This window comes from Streptomyces sp. NBC_01320 (assembly GCF_035974375.1).
Lineage (GTDB): Bacteria > Actinomycetota > Actinomycetes > Streptomycetales > Streptomycetaceae > Streptomyces > Streptomyces yanii.
Genome location: NZ_CP108390.1, coordinates 4,167,137 through 4,182,747, shown reverse-complemented (window position 1 = coordinate 4,182,747; position 15,611 = coordinate 4,167,137). Strand labels below are relative to the sequence as shown.

Genomic DNA, 15,611 nt, shown 5'->3' with positions numbered 1-15,611 from the left:
TCAGTGGTGCAGGATCTTCGAAAGGAAGTCCTTGGCCCGGTCACTGCGCGGGTTGCTGAAGAACTGGTCGGGCGCCGCCTCTTCGACGATCTTCCCGTCCGCCATGAAGACGACACGGTTCGCCGCCGAGCGCGCGAAGCCCATTTCGTGGGTGACGACGACCATGGTCATGCCGTCCCGGGCGAGCTGCTGCATGACTTCCAGCACCTCATTGATCATCTCCGGGTCGAGCGCGGACGTCGGCTCGTCGAAGAGCATGACCTTGGGGTCCATCGCCAACGCCCGTGCGATGGCCACACGTTGCTGCTGGCCTCCGGAGAGCTGCGAGGGGTACTTGTCGGCCTGCGTCGCCACGCCCACCCGGTCGAGCAGCGAACGCGCCTTCTCCTCGGCAGCCGTCTTGTCCGCCTTGCGGACCTTGAGCTGCCCCAGCATCACGTTTTCGAGCACCGTCTTGTGTGCGAAGAGATTGAACGACTGGAAGACCATGCCGACATCGGCACGCAGCCTGGCCAGCTCCTTGCCCTCCTCGGGCAACGGCTTGCCGTCGATCGATATCGCGCCCGAGTCGATCGTCTCCAAGCGGTTGATCGTGCGGCACAGCGTGGACTTTCCGGACCCGGAAGGCCCGATCACAACCACGACCTCGCCCCGTGCGATGGTCAGGTCGATGTCCTGGAGCACATGCAGCGCGCCGAAGTGCTTGTTGACGTTGCTCAGTACGACAAGGTCGTTCGCCGCGGGTACGGCATCCTCGGCGGCCTTGGTCACTGAAACTCCGCTCATCGGCTTTTTGCTCCGTCCTCCTCGGTTGGGAAGGACCTTAGTGACGCAGTGCGACCACCGTCATTACATCTGAGCGGAAATTGAGCATAACGATCCGGCGGCAACCGGACACTCCGCGTGAACGGGACGGCGGGAGAGGTACCGGGGGCGTACCGGGTGCATAACGGAAACCCCGATGTAATAGGTGGGCCCTTGACTGACGTACCGGTCATCGGAGTGGATGCCCTGGTACGTGATGACGTGAAACACCTCGGTACGGGGAAGTACCGGGAAGATGGACAGTCACCGGGGAGTGCGGGAAGCCTGCACCACGAGGCGAAAGCGGAGAGGGAGGAGGGCCATGAGGCTGCTGCTCGTCGAGGACGACAACCATGTGGCGGCCGCCCTGTCCGCGGTGCTCGCCCGGCACGGCATCCAGGTCGTGCACGCGCGCAGCGGCGAGGAGGCCCTGAAGGCCCTGCTGCCGGCGGACACAGAGCCCTTCGGCGTCGTGCTCCTCGACCTCGGACTGCCCGACCAGGACGGTTACGAGGTCTGCGGGAAGATCCGCAAGCGCTGTTCCATCCCCGTGATCATGGTGACCGCGCGGGCCGATGTCCGGTCGCGGATCCACGGCCTCAACCTCGGAGCGGACGACTACGTCGTCAAGCCGTACGACACCGGTGAACTCCTCGCGCGTATCCATGCGGTCAGCAGACGCAAGTCGGCCGGGGAGGACACGGTGCAGACGCCCGTCGCCGCCCTGCGCCTCGGTCATGTCCACATCGAGCTGCCGACCCGCAGGGTCAGTGTCGACGGCGCCGAAGTCCAGCTCACCCGCAAGGAGTTCGATCTGCTCGCGCTCCTCGCCCAGCGCCCCGGTGTGGTGTTCCGCCGGGAGCAGATCATCAGCGAGGTGTGGCGCACGAGTTGGGAGGGAACGGGGCGCACGCTCGAAGTGCATGTCGCGTCCCTGCGTTCCAAGCTGCGGCTGCCCGCACTGATCGAGACCGTGCGCGGGGTCGGCTACCGGCTCGTCGCCCCGTCCGCGTAAAGGCGTACGTCCCCGGTGCGTACCCGTCTTCTCCCTCTGCTCATCGTCCTCATGGCGGCCGTGCTGCTCGCGCTCGGCTTTCCGCTGGCCGTGAGCGTGGCCGCCGCCCAGCAGCAGAGTGTGGTGATCGACCGCATCGACGACACGGCGCGCTTCGCCGCACTGGCCCAGTTCGTCACGGAACCGACCGGCAGCAACGACGAACGGCGCCGCGTGCTCCAGTCGGAGCTGGAGATGTACGACTCGGTGTACGGAATCCGGGCCGGCGTCTTCTACCGCGACGACACCGCCATGGCGAAGGCACCGGCCGACTGGCGGCTCCCTTTCGTGGGGGCGGGCCGCGAGGCGTTCAGGGAGGCGCTCCTCGGGCGACGCAGTCATGATCCGCCGCAGGTCTGGCCCTGGCAGCGCGGCCGGGTCGTCGTCGCCTCGCCCGTCGTACGGGACGGCGATGTGGTCGCCGTCGTCGTTCTCGACTCGCCCACCGGCGAGATGCGCACCCGCACGCTGCGCGGCTGGCTGCTGATCGCGGCGGGCGAGGTGGTCGCCATGTTGGTGGCCGTCGGCGCCGCGATCCGGCTCACCGGCTGGGTCCTGCTGCCCGTCCAGACCCTGGACGCGGCGGCCCACGACATCGCCAGCGGCCGGATGCGGTCCAGGGTGGTGGCATCGGGAGGGCCGCCGGAACTCAGACGCCTGGCCCGTTCGTTCAACGAAATGGCCGACAACGTCGAGGAAGTGCTGGAGCAGCAGCGCGCTTTCGTCGCCGACGCCTCGCATCAACTGCGCAACCCCCTCGCCGCACTGCTGCTGCGCATCGAGCTCCTCGCCCTCGAACTCCCCGAGGGGAACGAGGAGATCGCCTCCGTCCGCATGGAGGGAAAGCGCCTCGGGCAGGTCCTGGACGACCTGCTGGACCTGGCGCTGGCCGAGCACGCCGCGGCCGACCTCCAGCTCACCGACATAGGCGCGCTCACCGCGGAACGGGTGGCTTCCTGGCGCCCGTTCGCGGAGGAGAACGGTGTACGGCTGACGGCCGACGGGGCATCCGCCGTGACAGCCTGGGCGGATCCCATCGCGCTGTCCAGCGCCCTCGACGCCGTCATCGACAACGCGTGCAAGTTCACCCCCGCCGGTGAAGAGGTCCGTGTCACCGTCGCGGCCGGCCGCGACACCGTCACCGTGGCCGTCGCCGACCGCGGCCCGGGGCTGACCGATGAGGAGCTGGAGCGGATCGGCGACCGCTTCTGGCGCAGCGCCCAGCACCAGAACGTGCAGGGGTCCGGTCTCGGGCTCTCCATCTCCCACGCACTGCTCGCCGCGGGCGGCGGCTCTCTTTCCTATGCCCCGCACGAGCCACACGGGCTGCGGGTGACGGTGGCGGTTCCGCGCAACGGTCCGAGCGACTGACTCCGGTACCGGGTCCCGCGACGGCGCACCCCGACGGAGTGCGTCAGGGCTTGACCGACCGGTAGTAGCGTCTGGCCCCGTCGTGCAGTTCCAGCGGATCGGTGTAGATCGCCGTCCGCAGATCCACCAGCTGCGCCGCATGCACCTCGCTTCCGATGCGGTCCCGGCTGTCGATCACCGTCCGGGTGAACGCCTCGGTCATCGCCGGATCCGTGCGGTCCGTGGTGACCAGCACGTTGGCGACGGCCACCGTCGTGATGGCCGATTCCTGCTGGGCGCTGCGGTACGCGTCGGCGGGCATCACGGCCGAGCGGTAGTAGCGGGTGGGGCCGCCCCCGGCCCGCAGCCGCTTGATCAGCGATGCCTCCAGGGGCACCAGCCTGATCGGGAAGCGGTCCGACAGCTCCTGCACAGCGGTGGTCGGCAGCCCGCCGGACCAGAAGAAGCCATCGAGAAGACCGTTCTGCAACTGCGTCGGCATCGTGTCGATCCCGGCCGGGACCGGAGTGATGCCGTGCGTCGGATCAAGACCCGCGGCGGTCATCAGCCGGTCGGCGACCAACCGCACGCCCGAACCCTTCTGCCCCACCCCGATCCGCTTGCCGGCGAGATCCGAGACGGTCTGCACGTCCGAGTCCCGGGGCACCACCAGCTGGATGTAGTCGTCGTACAGCCGGACGCAGCCGCGCAGCCGGTCGGCCCCTGCCTTGCCGTCCCGTAGATATGTGGAGAGGGCATCGGTCGTGGCGATGGTGAAGTCGGCCTTCCCGGTCGCCACCCGCTCGATGTTCTGCTGGGAGCCCTCGCTGGTCTGCAGCCGTATCGAGACCATGGGCAGGTCCTTGGCGAGCGCTCCCCTGAGCCGCTCGCCGTAGCGGTGGTAGACCCCGCTGCGCACCCCCGTGCTGAAGGTCAGCGATCCGCTCGGCGGCGGATCCCCGAGCGGCAGCACCCACCACAGCAGCAGCCCGAGAACGACGGCAACGGCGGCGCCCCCCTGAAGAGTGCGTCGGCGGCCGATACGGGACAGTGCGTGGAGCATGGCGCGATCCTGCCAGCTCGCTCCTCGTGATGGCCAGGGCCGGTCCTGTGGAAGAGGGGCCCGGGGTGTCCGTACGACCTCGTACCCTGGTGGACGAGATGAGCGAGGTAGAGGGTTTGAAAACGTACGAGGTGCGCACCTACGGGTGCCAGATGAACGTCCACGACTCCGAGCGGCTGTCGGGGCTGCTGGAGGGCGCGGGGTACGTACGTGCGCCCGAGGGCGCCGACGGTGACGCCGATGTCGTCGTCTTCAACACCTGCGCGGTGCGGGAGAACGCGGACAACAAGCTCTACGGCAATCTCGGCCGGCTTGCCCCGATGAAGACGAAGCGGCCCGGGATGCAGATCGCGGTCGGTGGCTGTCTGGCGCAGAAGGACCGCGACACGATCGTCCAGCGGGCCCCATGGGTCGACGTCGTCTTCGGAACGCACAACATCGGCAAGCTGCCGGTGCTTCTGGAGCGCGCCCGTATCCAGGAGGAGGCGCAGATCGAGATCGCCGAATCCCTGGAGGCCTTCCCCTCCACCCTCCCCACCCGCCGCGAGTCCGCCTACGCCGCGTGGGTCTCCATCTCCGTCGGCTGTAACAACACCTGTACCTTCTGCATCGTCCCGGCGCTGCGCGGCAAGGAGAAGGATCGTCGCACCGGCGACATCCTGGCCGAGATCGAGGCACTGGTCGCCGAGGGAGTCTCCGAGATCACCCTGCTCGGCCAGAACGTGAACGCGTACGGCTCCGACATCGGCGACCGCGAGGCCTTCTCCAAGCTGCTGCGCGCCTGCGGGAAGATCGAGGGCCTGGAGCGGGTCCGCTTCACTTCGCCGCACCCCCGCGACTTCACCGACGACGTGATCGCGGCGATGGCCGAGACACCGAACGTGATGCCGCAGTTGCACATGCCGATGCAGTCGGGTTCGGACACGATCCTGAAGGCGATGCGGCGCTCGTACCGGCAGGAGCGGTTCCTCGGCATCATCGAGAAGGTACGCGCCGCGATGCCGGACGCCGCCATCTCCACCGACATCATCGTGGGCTTCCCCGGCGAGACGGAGGAGGACTTCGAGCAGACCATGCACGCGGTCCGCCAGGCGCGCTTCGCCAACGCCTTCACCTTCCAGTACTCCAAGCGGCCCGGAACCCCGGCTGCCGACATGGAGGGGCAGATCCCGAAGGAGGTCGTCCAGGAGCGGTACATGCGCCTGTCCGCCCTCCAGGAGGAGATCTCCTGGGACGAGAACAAGAAGCAGGTCGGCCGCACCCTGGAGATCATGGTCGCTGAGGGCGAGGGCCGTAAGGACGGTGCCACACACCGTCTCTCCGGCCGTGCTCCCGACAACCGTCTGGTCCACTTCACCAAGCCGGAGGAGGACGTGCGCCCCGGCGATGTGGTGACGGTCGAGATCACCTACGCCGCCCCGCACCACCTGCTTGCCGAGGGCGCTCCGCTTGGCGTGAGGCGGACCCGGTCCGGGGACGCCTGGGAGAGGCGCACCGTCGCCGAGGCCGCCAAGCCGGCCGGAGTGATGCTGGGGCTGCCCGGCATCGGCGCCCCGGCGCCGCTGCCGCCCGCGGCGGCTCCCGGCTGCGGGTGCGACTGACCTCGCAGGAGAAGGCGGCACGGACCCGCGGCCGGTAGGCCGGGTCGTGGACCCGTGGCCGGAGGGGGCGGGGAAACAGGCGGAATCGGCTGACGCAGTACGCTGCCCAGCATGCTTGTCGCCGCAGCTGTCTGCCCCTGTCCGCCCGTGCTGGTACCCGAGGTCGCCGCCGGAGCCGCGCCCGAGCTCCGAGCCGCGAGGACCGCGTGCATCGACGCCCTTGGTGTGCTCGCCGCGGCCCGCCCCGACCTGCTGATCGTGATCGGGCCCGCGGATCCCGATGGCCGGGGGCCGCATCCCGAGGGGGCCCGGGGCTCCTTCCAGGGCTTCGGCGTCGATCTCGACGTCCGGCTCGGGCTCGGGGGAGCCCCCGGGGCTACGGCGGAGCGCCCGCTTCCGCCGTCCCTCTCGGTCGGCGCGTGGCTCCTTGCCCGGGCGAAGTGGGCGGACGCGCCGATCGAGGGTCTCGGCGTGGGGGAGACGCTCGAAGCCGGGCTCTGCGCGAGCTCCGGACGGGAGCTGGCGACCAGGGCCCGCCGCGTGGCCATGCTGGTGATGGGCGACGGCAGCGCCTGCCGCACAGTCAAGGCCCCCGGCTATCTGGACGAGCGTGCCCTCTCGTTCGACACGGAGGTGTCACGGGCCCTGGGCGCCGCGGACCTCGCCGTGCTGCGTGCGCTGGACGAGTCGCTGGCGTACGAACTGAAGGTGGCGGGCCGGGCGCCGTGGCAGGTGCTGGCGGGTGCGGCGGAAGGAGCCGGGCTGAGCGGGCGGCTGCTCTACGAGGACGCTCCGTACGGCGTCGGATACATGGTCGCCACCTGGTCCTGAGACCGGATCCTGTCGGTTTCGGACCGGTTCGGAGAGTTCCGGGCGGCGCACGCACGTGACGGCCGCGGAGCGATGCCGCTCCACGGCCGTCCACCGTGAACAGGTCGAGGTGCCGAGGTCAGGAAGTCGGCGGCGGCGTACCGCCCTCGCCCATGTGGGACAAACGGTCAATCGCACCCTTGGCCTTCTGCGAGCCGGACTCGATCTTGTCGCTGTACTTGCCCTTTGTCTTTTGATCGACTGTTCGTGCGGCCTTGTCGATCCCATGGTCGATCTTGTCCCCGTGCTGCTGCGCGAGGCCGCCGACCTTGTCCTTCGCCGGACTCAGCTTGGCCTTCAGACTGTCCATGAAGCCCATCGGACACCTTCCCTGCTGGGGGACTATGTGTGGGCGTTCTCTCCGGTCTCGTTGTCCGCCGCTTCGTCGGCCGACTGCTGCTTCGGGATTTCCACGCCATCGGAGGACTCCGACACGGTGGACGTCACCGACTCGTCCACCGTCGCCCCGGACGAGGCCGAAGCGGCGGCCTGGGAAGCCTCGTCCGTCGGCGGCGCGACGGCTTCCTCGGCCGACGCCTCGACCGCTCCGCAGGAGGAACGGCGAAACCATGAAAAAACGCCCATATTTGCTCCATATTTTACTCGTGCGATCGAAATTCCGCGCCGCCCGGAGCGTCTCATTGCGCCACTCGGGCCCTCGTCCGTCAGCCCTCGTCGGGCCTTCGGTCGTCCGACCGCCTGCCGGGCGGGGGCCGGTCCGAACCGGCGCGCGAAACCTCGGAACAGCAAACGACTCCGGCTTCGTGCCGTCACGTAACTCGTTCGGGGAGAGGTCTGGAGATTTGCGAGACTGGGGCAGTGAGTAGTCCATCTCCCGCACCGCGGGTCATCGCCGTCGTCGGTCCCACTGCAGCCGGAAAGTCCGATCTGGGGGTATTCCTGGCCCAGCAGCTCGGTGGCGAAGTGGTCAATGCCGACTCCATGCAGCTCTACCGGGGGATGGATATCGGCACCGCGAAGCTGACGCTCGCCGAGCGCGGATCCGTACCCCACCGACTGCTGGACATCTGGGACGTGACCGAGACGGCCAGCGTCGCCGAGTACCAGCGGCTGGCCCGCGCCGAGATCGACCGGCTGCTCGCCGAGGGCCGGACCCCGGTTCTGGTCGGCGGCTCCGGGCTGTACGTGAAGGGTGCGATCGACGCACTGGAATTCCCCGGCACGGACCCCGGCGTACGCGCCAGACTGGAACAGGAACTGGCGGATCACGGCTCAGGGGCACTGCACGGCAGGCTCGCCGCCGCAGACCCCGAGGCGGGCCGCGCCATCCTGCCGAGCAACGGCCGCCGCATCGTCCGGGCCCTCGAAGTCATCGAGATCACCGGCAAGCCCTTCACAGCCAACCTCCCGGGTAACGAAGCGGTCTACGACGCGGTCCAGATCGGCGTCGACGTGGCCCGCCCCGAACTCGACGAACGCATCGCCCTCCGGGTCGACCGGATGTGGGAGGCAGGGCTCGTGGACGAGGTGCGGACTCTGGAGGCCTGCGGTCTGCGTGAGGGGCGCACCGCCTCCCGTGCGCTCGGCTATCAGCAGGTGCTTGCCGCACTGGCCAACGAGTGCACGGAGGGCGAGGCGCGCGCCGAGACGGTCCGCGCCACCAAACGCTTCGCGCGGCGTCAGGACTCCTGGTTCCGCCGCGACCCCCGCGTCCAGTGGCTGAGCGGCGCCGCGGAGCACCGCGGGGAACTCCTGCACCAGGCGCTGGCGTTGGTCGAACGAGCGGTTACAGCCTGATCACGTGATGGCATCGGGAAGCCCTGCCCGTCATTAAGGCGACCGGGAGCGTGCCATCATCGAGCATCGATCGACCAGTGGAGTCCGAGTTGGGAGGGCGCGTGGCGATGGAGGCCGGCCCTCGCGACACAGAACAAGACGCACCGGACACGCAGCACGAGGCGGGACGCCTGAGCCCTGACGGGCCCGACGAGCCCCAGGTGACCCCCGAGGTCGAGGTCGAGCTGCGGCCCGTGCGCCGTCTGAGGATCTGGCAGCTCGCTCCGATCGTCATGCTTGCCGCGGTCGGTTCGCTGATGTTCGCCTTCCCGCTCGCCTTCGAGTTCGGCGACGGGGGCGCCGTCGTCGCCATGCTCGGTCTGCTGATCAGCTGCTGCGCGGCGGGCTGGGGGATGATGGCCGCCCGCCGTGTCGGCCACACCTGGCCGGGCCTGCCGCCCCGGGGCTCGGGGGAGCGCCCCGACTGGCGCGTGATCGCCCTGTACATGGCCGTGTGCGGCGCACTGGTCGCGCTGGCCATCTGGCGCGTGGCGCGACTGCGCTGAGTCCGGGCTCGCGCCCGGCCCGCCCGTCATCTGGCCCCCGCCGCGCCCGTCCACCGTCCGGCCCGGCTTCGTCCGCTGTCGGCGCGGCCTCGTACAGTTGCCCTGTGAGCACCCCGCAGATCGCCTTCCTCAAGGGCCATGGCACCGAGAACGACTTTGTGATCGTTCCCGACCCGGACAACGCCGTCGACCTGCCCGCATCCGTCGTCGCCCGGCTCTGCGACCGGCGGGCCGGTATCGGCGGTGACGGGCTGCTGCACGTCGTCCGGTCCGCCGCACACCCCGAGGCGCGGACCATGGCGGCCGACGCCGAGTGGTTCATGGACTACCGCAATGCCGACGGCTCGATCGCCGAGATGTGCGGCAACGGCGTGCGGGTCTTCGCCCACTATCTGCAGCGCGCCGGCCTGGTCGAGGAGGGCGACCTCGCGGTCGCCACCCGCGGCGGCGTGAAGAAGGTCCACCTTGCCAAGGGCGGCGACATCACGGTCTCCATGGGGCGCGCCCTGCTCCCCGAGGACGGCGTCACGGTCACCGTGGACGGCCGCAGCTGGGACGCGCGCAACGTCAACATGGGCAACCCGCACGCGGTGGCCTTCGTCGACGACCTGGCACACGCGGGCGAGCTGCGCTCCGTACCGCCGTTCAGCCCTGCCGCCGTTTACCCCGACGGCGTCAACATCGAGTTCGTCGTGGACCGCGGACCGCGCCATGTGGCGATGCGGGTCCACGAGCGCGGTTCCGGCGAGACCCGCTCCTGTGGCACCGGCGCCTGCGCCGTGGCCGTCGCCGCCGCCCGCAGGGACGGCGCGGACCCCGCGGAGAGCGGTACCCCGGTCACGTACACCGTCGACCTGCCGGGCGGCACCCTTGTGATCACCGAGCGGCCGGACGGCGAGATCGAGATGACCGGAGCCGCCGTCATCGTCGCCGAGGGCAAGATCGATCCGGCCTGGCTCGAAACGGTGACCGGCTAGAGCCTCGCTCGAATGGGTGATCCGGTTCACGCTGAGCGAGAGCCGGACTCCGCCACGTGGTGGGGTCGGTAGCATCAAGCACCGGCCCGGAGGCGCGTCCGCACCTCCCCACCGCCGGTCGACGTTTGCCGGAGGTGCCCCATGAGCGCAGAGGCCACCAACCCAGGTGCTCCCATCCGCAGACGAGGCCGCCCCCGGATCGATCTCCGCAGGCTCGGCCGCGTCGCCGTGCTCGGACCGGTCTCCCGTGACCGGCTGCCCGACGCGATCGGTCACGTCGCCGAGGCCCACCGGGCCCACTACCCGGACGCCGATCTCACCATCCTCCACAAGGCCTACGTCCTGGCGGAGTCCTCCCACCGGGGGCAGATGCGCAAGAGCGGCGAGCCCTACATCACGCACCCGCTCGCGGTCACGCTGATCCTCGCCGAGCTCGGGGCCGAGACCACGACACTGACCGCTTCGCTGCTCCACGACACGGTCGAGGACACCGAGGTGACCCTCGATCAGGTCCGGGAACAGTTCGGCGACGAGGTCTGCTACCTCGTCGACGGCGTCACCAAACTGGAGAAGGTCGACTACGGGGCGGCGGCCGAACCCGAGACGTTCCGCAAGATGCTGGTCGCCACCGGGGACGACGTCCGGGTCATGTCGATCAAGCTTGCCGACCGGCTGCACAACATGCGCACCCTCGGGGTGATGCGCCCGGAAAAACAGGCGAGGATCGCCAGGGTCACCCGCGACGTGCTGATCCCGCTCGCCGAACGGCTCGGGGTGCAGGCACTCAAGACCGAGCTGGAGGATCTTGTCTTCGCGATCCTCCATCCCGAGGAGTACGCACACACCCGGGTGCTGATCGCCGCGGCCTCGGCACCGGAATCCGGCTCCCCGGGCGCCACCGGCGACCTCCTGTCCGTCATCGCCGAGAACGTCAGAACCGTGCTGCGGGACGCCGACATCCCCGCAGAAGTCCTCATCAGGCCCCGCCATTACGTCTCCGTGCACCGCGTCAGGATCAAACGCGGAGAGCTGCGCGGCACCGACTTCGGGCGGCTGCTCGTGCTCGTCGGCGAGGACGCCGACTGCTATGCCGTCCTCGGCGAGCTCCACACCTGCTTCACCCCCGTGATCTCCGAGTTCAAGGATTTCATCGCGGCTCCCAAATTCAACCTGTACCAGTCACTGCACACGGCTGTGGTGGGCGCGGAGGGCGCGGTCGCGGAAGTCCTCATCCGTACCCATCGGATGCACAAGGTCGCCGAGGCGGGCGTGATCGCCCTCGGCAACCCCTACACCGCGGACGGCACCCCCGCGCTGCCGCAGGCCGAACCCGCGGACGGTGAGCGCGCCGACCCGACGCGGCCCGGCTGGCTCTCCCGGCTCCTCGCCTGGCAGCAGTCCGCCCCCGACCCGGACACCTTCTGGACCACCCTCCGCGCCGACCTCGCCGAGGACCGCGAGATCACGGTCTTCCGCACCGATGGCGGCACGCTCGGACTCCCCGCCGGCGCCAGTTGCGTCGACGCCGCCTACGCGCAGTACGGCGACGAGGCCCACAGCTGTATCGGGGCCCGGGTCAACGGTCGGCTCGCCACGCTCTCCACCGTGCTCAGCGACGGGGACACCGTGCAGCTGCTGCTCGCCGAGGACGCCGCCTCCGGTCCCTCACCGGACTGGCTCGACCACGCCCGTACGCCCGCCGCGCGCATCGCCATCACCGGGTGGCTCGACGCCCACCCGGAGGGTGCGGAGGGGACGTACGGCAGCCAGCCCGCGGGCCGCAGGCCCGAGCGGCAGTCGGCGGACCTGTCGGACGCCGGAGTCAACCGGGCCGCACGCCGCGCCGCGACCGTCGTCGTGGACATGCCGGACGCCACCGTACGGCTCGCAGGCTGCTGTACCCCCGTACCGCCCGACGACGTCACCGGATTCACCGTGCGCGGCGGCGTCGTCACCGTGCACCGGCGAGAGTGTCCCGGGGTGGCCCGGATGCAGGCAGGGGGCCGGACGCCCGTCACGGTGGGCTGGGGCGACACGGCGGAATGCCGGGTCACCCTGGTCGCTGAGTCCTTCGGCCGGCCAGGGCTGCTCGCCGATCTCACCGAGGCCATCGCGTCGGCGGATGCGGCGATCATCTACGCCACCGTGGAACCGCCCAGCGAACAACGTGTTCGGCACACCTACACCCTGCAGCTCCCGGACGCAGCCGGACTGCCCGCACTGATGCGCGCGATGCGGGACGTACCGGGGGTGTACGACGTGAACCGCGCCCAGCACCCGGCCGCCGCCGTCTGAACCAGTCGTCCGCGGCGCCCAGCTGTCCCGGCGACCTCGTTCGAGTGGCGCGGCGCGTGCCGCGCCCGTACCCGCGCGGGTCGCTGGTAGCCGTAGTCCATGCCGTTCATCCCCCGCCGCCTGCGGGCCGCCCTGCTGGCCACCGCATCGGCCACCCTCGTTGCCGCCACCCTGCCCTCGCCCGTGCCGCTCGGCATCGGGGATTCACTCTTCCCCACCCTCGGCAACCCGGGGTACGACGTCCTCTCGTACGACATCGGATTCACCTACCACGGCAACAACAGCAAACCCCTGGACGCCGTCACCACGATCGACGCGCGGACCACCGAGCCGCTGGACCGGATCAACCTCGACTTCACCCGCGGCACCGTCCGTTCCGTCGCGGTCAACGGCCTGCGCGCCGACTTCGCCGTCACGGGCGAGGACCTTGTCGTCGAGCCCCTCGGCACGCTGCCCGCCGGAGTGCCGCTCCGGATCACCGTCCGGCACACCAGCGACCCCAGTGGCGACCAGGACAGCGGCGGCTGGCTGCGCACCTCCGACGGCCTGGCCATGGCCAACCAGGCCGACGCCGCGCACCGGGTCTTCCCCAGCAATGACCACCCCTCCGACAAGGCCTACTTCACATTCCGGGTCACTGCCCCCAAGGACCTGACGGCGGTGGCCAACGGCCTGCCCGTCGGCACGGTCCGGCACGGCGCCTCGACCACCTGGACGTATCGGACCGAGCACCCCATGGCCACCGAACTGGCCCAGGTCTCCATCGGGCACTCGACCGTCCGGAAGCGGACGGGGCCGCACGGGCTGCCGATTCGTGATGTGGTGCCGACCGCGGACGCCGCCCGCCTGGAGCCCTGGCTCAAGAAGACGCCCGGACAGCTCAAGTGGATGGAGCGCCAGGTCGGCCGCTACCCCTTCGAGACGTACGGACTGCTGGTCGCCGACACGGAGACCGGTTTCGAACTGGAGACCCAGACACTGACGCTCTTCGAACGGACCCTGTTCACCAACAAGGCATATCCCCAGTGGTACGTCGACTCGCTCATGGTTCATGAGCTGGCCCACCACTGGTTCGGCGACAGCGTCTCCCCGCAGGCCTGGTCCGATCTCTGGCTCAGCGAAGGACATGCCAGCTGGTACGAGGCCCGCTACGCGGAGGAGCACGCCAAGAAGTCGCTGGTGAACCGGATGCGTGACGCCTACATCCTGTCCGACGGCTGGCGCGCAGTCGGAGGCCCGCCGGCCCGTCCCTCCGCACCCTCGCCGGGACAGAAGATCAGCCTCTTCCGGCCCGTGGTGTACGACGGCAGCGCGCTGGTCCTCTACGCGCTGCGACAGGAGATCGGCAAGAGCGCCTTCGGCCGGCTGGAACGCCGCTGGGTGAGGAAGCACCGGGACTCCACCGCCACCACGGCGGACTTCGTCCGGCTGGCGTCAGAGATTGCGGGACGCGACCTGACCGCATTCTTCGACGGCTGGCTGTACAGCGAGAAGACCCCGTCGATGCCCGGGCACCCGGACTGGCGCAGCACGCATCCCGCCGGACACCGGTAAACCCGGGTGACGGGGCCGTCCGGGCCGTGCCACTATCGACGGGTCGCCGCGGCAGCCGGACCGGAGATTCTCCCGAGCGGGAATCTTCCGGACAGGTCACGCGTTGTGACTGACGTAACGGACTTCCATCGACGTAAGGATCCAATGACCTCCTCTTCTTCCCTTCCCCAGGACGCGCAGAATGCGCAGAGTGCCACGGAGAACGTCACCGAGAGCCTCACCGAAAGCCTTCGGGCCGACGCCCTGATGGAAGAGGACGTCGCCTGGAGCCACGAGATCGACGGAGAGCGGGACGGCGAGCAGTTCGACCGCTCCGAGCGTGCGGCACTGCGGCGTGTGGCGGGCCTCTCCACAGAGCTTGAGGACGTCACCGAGGTCGAGTACCGGCAGCTGCGCCTGGAGCGTGTGGTGCTGGTCGGCGTCTGGACCTCGGGGACCGTGCAGGACGCCGAGAACTCCCTCGCGGAACTGGCGGCGCTGGCCGAGACGGCGGGTGCTCAGGTGCTGGACGCCGTCTTCCAGCGGCGCGACAAGCCCGACCCGGCCACCTACATCGGCTCGGGCAAGGCGCTGGAGCTGCGTGACATCGTCCTCGAATCAGGAGCCGACACCGTCGTCTGCGACGGTGAGCTCAGCCCCGGCCAGCTGATCCATCTGGAGGACGTGGTCAAGGTCAAGGTGGTCGACAGGACCGCCCTGATCCTCGACATCTTCGCCCAGCACGCGAAGTCCCGAGAGGGCAAGGCACAGGTCTCGCTGGCACAGATGCAGTACATGCTGCCGCGCCTGCGCGGTTGGGGGCAGTCGCTCTCCCGTCAGATGGGCGGCGGCGGTTCCAGCGGCGGTGGCGGCATGGCCACCCGTGGTCCCGGTGAGACCAAGATCGAAACGGACCGGCGCCGGATCCGCGAGAAGATGGCGAAGATGCGCCGGGAGATCGCGGAGATGAAGACCGGCCGCGAGATCAAGCGGCAGGAGCGCAAGCGCAACAAGGTGCCCTCGGTCGCCATTGCCGGTTACACCAACGCGGGCAAGTCGTCGCTGCTCAACCGGCTGACCGGTGCGGGCGTCTTGGTGGAGAACGCACTCTTCGCCACACTCGACCCGACCGTGCGCCGGGCCGAGACGCCGACCGGCCGGCTCTACACCCTGGCCGACACCGTCGGGTTCGTTCGGCATCTTCCGCACCACCTCGTCGAGGCGTTCCGCTCCACGATGGAGGAGGTCGGCGAGTCCGACCTGATCCTGCACGTGGTGGACGGCTCGCACCCGGTGCCCGAGGAGCAGCTCGCCGCGGTGCGCGAAGTGATCCGCGAAGTGGGTGCGCTGGACGTGCCCGAGGTCGTGGTGATCAACAAGGCGGATGCGACCGACCCGCTGGTCCTCCAGCGTCTGCTGCGGAACGAGAAGCACGCCATCGCCGTCTCGGCGCGGACCGGGGCCGGAATCGACGAGCTGCTCGCGCTCATCGATGCCGAACTGCCCCGGCCGTCGGTCGAGATCGAGGCACTCGTGCCGTACACGCACGGCGGACTCATCTCCCGGGCGCACGCCGACGGCGAAGTGATCTCTGAGGAACACACCTCGGAGGGCACCCTCCTCAAGGCGCGGGTGCACGAGGAACTGGCCGCGGACCTTGCGCCGTTCGTGCCCGTGGCGCACTGACAGCACGACACAGTACGGACCGAAGGCCCGCCCCCTCGTCGTGAGGGAGCGGGTCTTCGGGTGTGAACCGGACCG

Annotated in this window: 14 protein-coding genes; 10 read left to right on the top strand and 4 right to left on the bottom strand. The window is 69.6% G+C overall.

The window, feature by feature from the left end:
• The gene (locus tag OG395_RS18905) at nt 1-786 is read right to left on the bottom strand and encodes an amino acid ABC transporter ATP-binding protein (protein WP_327244022.1); all 786 of its coding nucleotides are present in this window, start codon (nt 784-786) and stop codon (nt 1-3) included.
• 340 nt (nt 787-1,126) lie between these two features.
• Here OG395_RS18905 and OG395_RS18900 point away from each other — a divergent pair, with 340 nt between their 5' ends.
• Together OG395_RS18900 and OG395_RS18895 are read left to right on the top strand one after the other, a co-directional pair.
• Entirely contained in the window at nt 1,127-1,819 is a 693-nt protein-coding gene (locus OG395_RS18900; protein ID WP_327244021.1) for a response regulator transcription factor, read from the top strand.
• A gap of 15 nt (nt 1,820-1,834) precedes the next feature.
• Entirely contained in the window at nt 1,835-3,229 is a 1,395-nt protein-coding gene (locus OG395_RS18895) for a sensor histidine kinase (protein ID WP_327244020.1), read from the top strand.
• A 43-nt stretch (nt 3,230-3,272) separates the two neighbouring features.
• On the opposite strand, the gene OG395_RS18890 is transcribed toward OG395_RS18895, so the two are convergent.
• Nucleotides 3,273-4,271, bottom strand: coding sequence for a TAXI family TRAP transporter solute-binding subunit (locus tag OG395_RS18890; protein WP_327244019.1), 999 nt, complete (start codon nt 4,269-4,271; stop codon nt 3,273-3,275).
• 98 nt (nt 4,272-4,369) lie between these two features.
• Between OG395_RS18890 and miaB the strand changes: the two genes are divergently transcribed.
• Both miaB and OG395_RS18880 read left to right on the top strand, forming a co-directional pair.
• Complete coding sequence (gene miaB, locus OG395_RS18885) at nt 4,370-5,872, top strand: tRNA (N6-isopentenyl adenosine(37)-C2)-methylthiotransferase MiaB (protein WP_266990422.1); 1,503 nt, start codon at nt 4,370-4,372, stop codon at nt 5,870-5,872.
• A gap of 111 nt (nt 5,873-5,983) precedes the next feature.
• The gene (locus OG395_RS18880; protein ID WP_327244018.1) at nt 5,984-6,703 is read left to right on the top strand and encodes a class III extradiol dioxygenase subunit B-like domain-containing protein; all 720 of its coding nucleotides are present in this window, start codon (nt 5,984-5,986) and stop codon (nt 6,701-6,703) included.
• Nucleotides 6,704-6,821: 118 nt separating this feature from the next.
• Here OG395_RS18880 and OG395_RS18875 read toward each other — a convergent pair whose 3' ends face one another.
• A complete protein-coding gene (locus tag OG395_RS18875; RefSeq protein ID WP_327244017.1) occupies nt 6,822-7,061 on the bottom strand; it encodes an antitoxin in 240 nt (79 codons plus the stop codon).
• Nucleotides 7,062-7,084: 23 nt separating this feature from the next.
• A complete protein-coding gene (locus tag OG395_RS18870; protein WP_327244016.1) occupies nt 7,085-7,327 on the bottom strand; it encodes a hypothetical protein in 243 nt (80 codons plus the stop codon).
• A 234-nt stretch (nt 7,328-7,561) separates the two neighbouring features.
• Between OG395_RS18870 and miaA the strand changes: the two genes are divergently transcribed.
• From miaA to hflX, 6 genes are all read left to right on the top strand, one after another.
• Complete coding sequence (gene miaA, locus OG395_RS18865) at nt 7,562-8,500, top strand: tRNA (adenosine(37)-N6)-dimethylallyltransferase MiaA (protein ID WP_327244015.1); 939 nt, start codon at nt 7,562-7,564, stop codon at nt 8,498-8,500.
• Between the two features lie 107 nt (nt 8,501-8,607).
• Nucleotides 8,608-9,045, top strand: coding sequence for a hypothetical protein (locus OG395_RS18860; RefSeq protein ID WP_327249379.1), 438 nt, complete (start codon nt 8,608-8,610; stop codon nt 9,043-9,045).
• Nucleotides 9,046-9,149: 104 nt separating this feature from the next.
• Nucleotides 9,150-10,022 carry a diaminopimelate epimerase gene (gene dapF, locus OG395_RS18855; protein ID WP_327244014.1) on the top strand — a complete coding sequence of 291 codons (873 nt, stop codon included), beginning with the start codon at nt 9,150-9,152 and terminating at the stop codon, nt 10,020-10,022.
• A gap of 141 nt (nt 10,023-10,163) precedes the next feature.
• Entirely contained in the window at nt 10,164-12,317 is a 2,154-nt protein-coding gene (locus tag OG395_RS18850) for a RelA/SpoT family protein (protein WP_327244013.1), read from the top strand.
• A 99-nt stretch (nt 12,318-12,416) separates the two neighbouring features.
• Entirely contained in the window at nt 12,417-13,871 is a 1,455-nt protein-coding gene (locus OG395_RS18845) for a M1 family metallopeptidase (RefSeq protein ID WP_327244012.1), read from the top strand.
• 144 nt (nt 13,872-14,015) lie between these two features.
• Nucleotides 14,016-15,536 (top strand): GTPase HflX, encoded by a 1,521-nt coding sequence (hflX, locus tag OG395_RS18840; protein ID WP_327244011.1) that lies wholly within the window; start codon nt 14,016-14,018, stop codon nt 15,534-15,536.
• Nucleotides 15,537-15,611: the final 75 nt, after the last annotated feature.

Bases quoted from the DNA above. Each gene is read 5' to 3' on its own strand.
- hflX (WP_327244011.1), top strand. From the start codon at position 14,016: ATGACCTCCTCTTCTTCCCTTCCCCAGGACGCGCAGAATGCGCAGAGT.
- miaB (WP_266990422.1), top strand. From the start codon at position 4,370: ATGAGCGAGGTAGAGGGTTTGAAAACGTACGAGGTGCGCACCTACGGG.
- OG395_RS18860 (WP_327249379.1), top strand. From the start codon at position 8,608: ATGGAGGCCGGCCCTCGCGACACAGAACAAGACGCACCGGACACGCAG.
- OG395_RS18850 (WP_327244013.1), top strand. From the start codon at position 10,164: ATGAGCGCAGAGGCCACCAACCCAGGTGCTCCCATCCGCAGACGAGGC.
- OG395_RS18905 (WP_327244022.1), bottom strand. From the start codon at position 786: ATGAGCGGAGTTTCAGTGACCAAGGCCGCCGAGGATGCCGTACCCGCG.
- OG395_RS18890 (WP_327244019.1), bottom strand. From the start codon at position 4,271: ATGCTCCACGCACTGTCCCGTATCGGCCGCCGACGCACTCTTCAGGGG.
- OG395_RS18900 (WP_327244021.1), top strand. From the start codon at position 1,127: ATGAGGCTGCTGCTCGTCGAGGACGACAACCATGTGGCGGCCGCCCTG.
- OG395_RS18870 (WP_327244016.1), bottom strand. From the start codon at position 7,327: ATGGGCGTTTTTTCATGGTTTCGCCGTTCCTCCTGCGGAGCGGTCGAG.
- OG395_RS18845 (WP_327244012.1), top strand. From the start codon at position 12,417: ATGCCGTTCATCCCCCGCCGCCTGCGGGCCGCCCTGCTGGCCACCGCA.
- OG395_RS18880 (WP_327244018.1), top strand. From the start codon at position 5,984: ATGCTTGTCGCCGCAGCTGTCTGCCCCTGTCCGCCCGTGCTGGTACCC.
- OG395_RS18875 (WP_327244017.1), bottom strand. From the start codon at position 7,061: ATGGGCTTCATGGACAGTCTGAAGGCCAAGCTGAGTCCGGCGAAGGAC.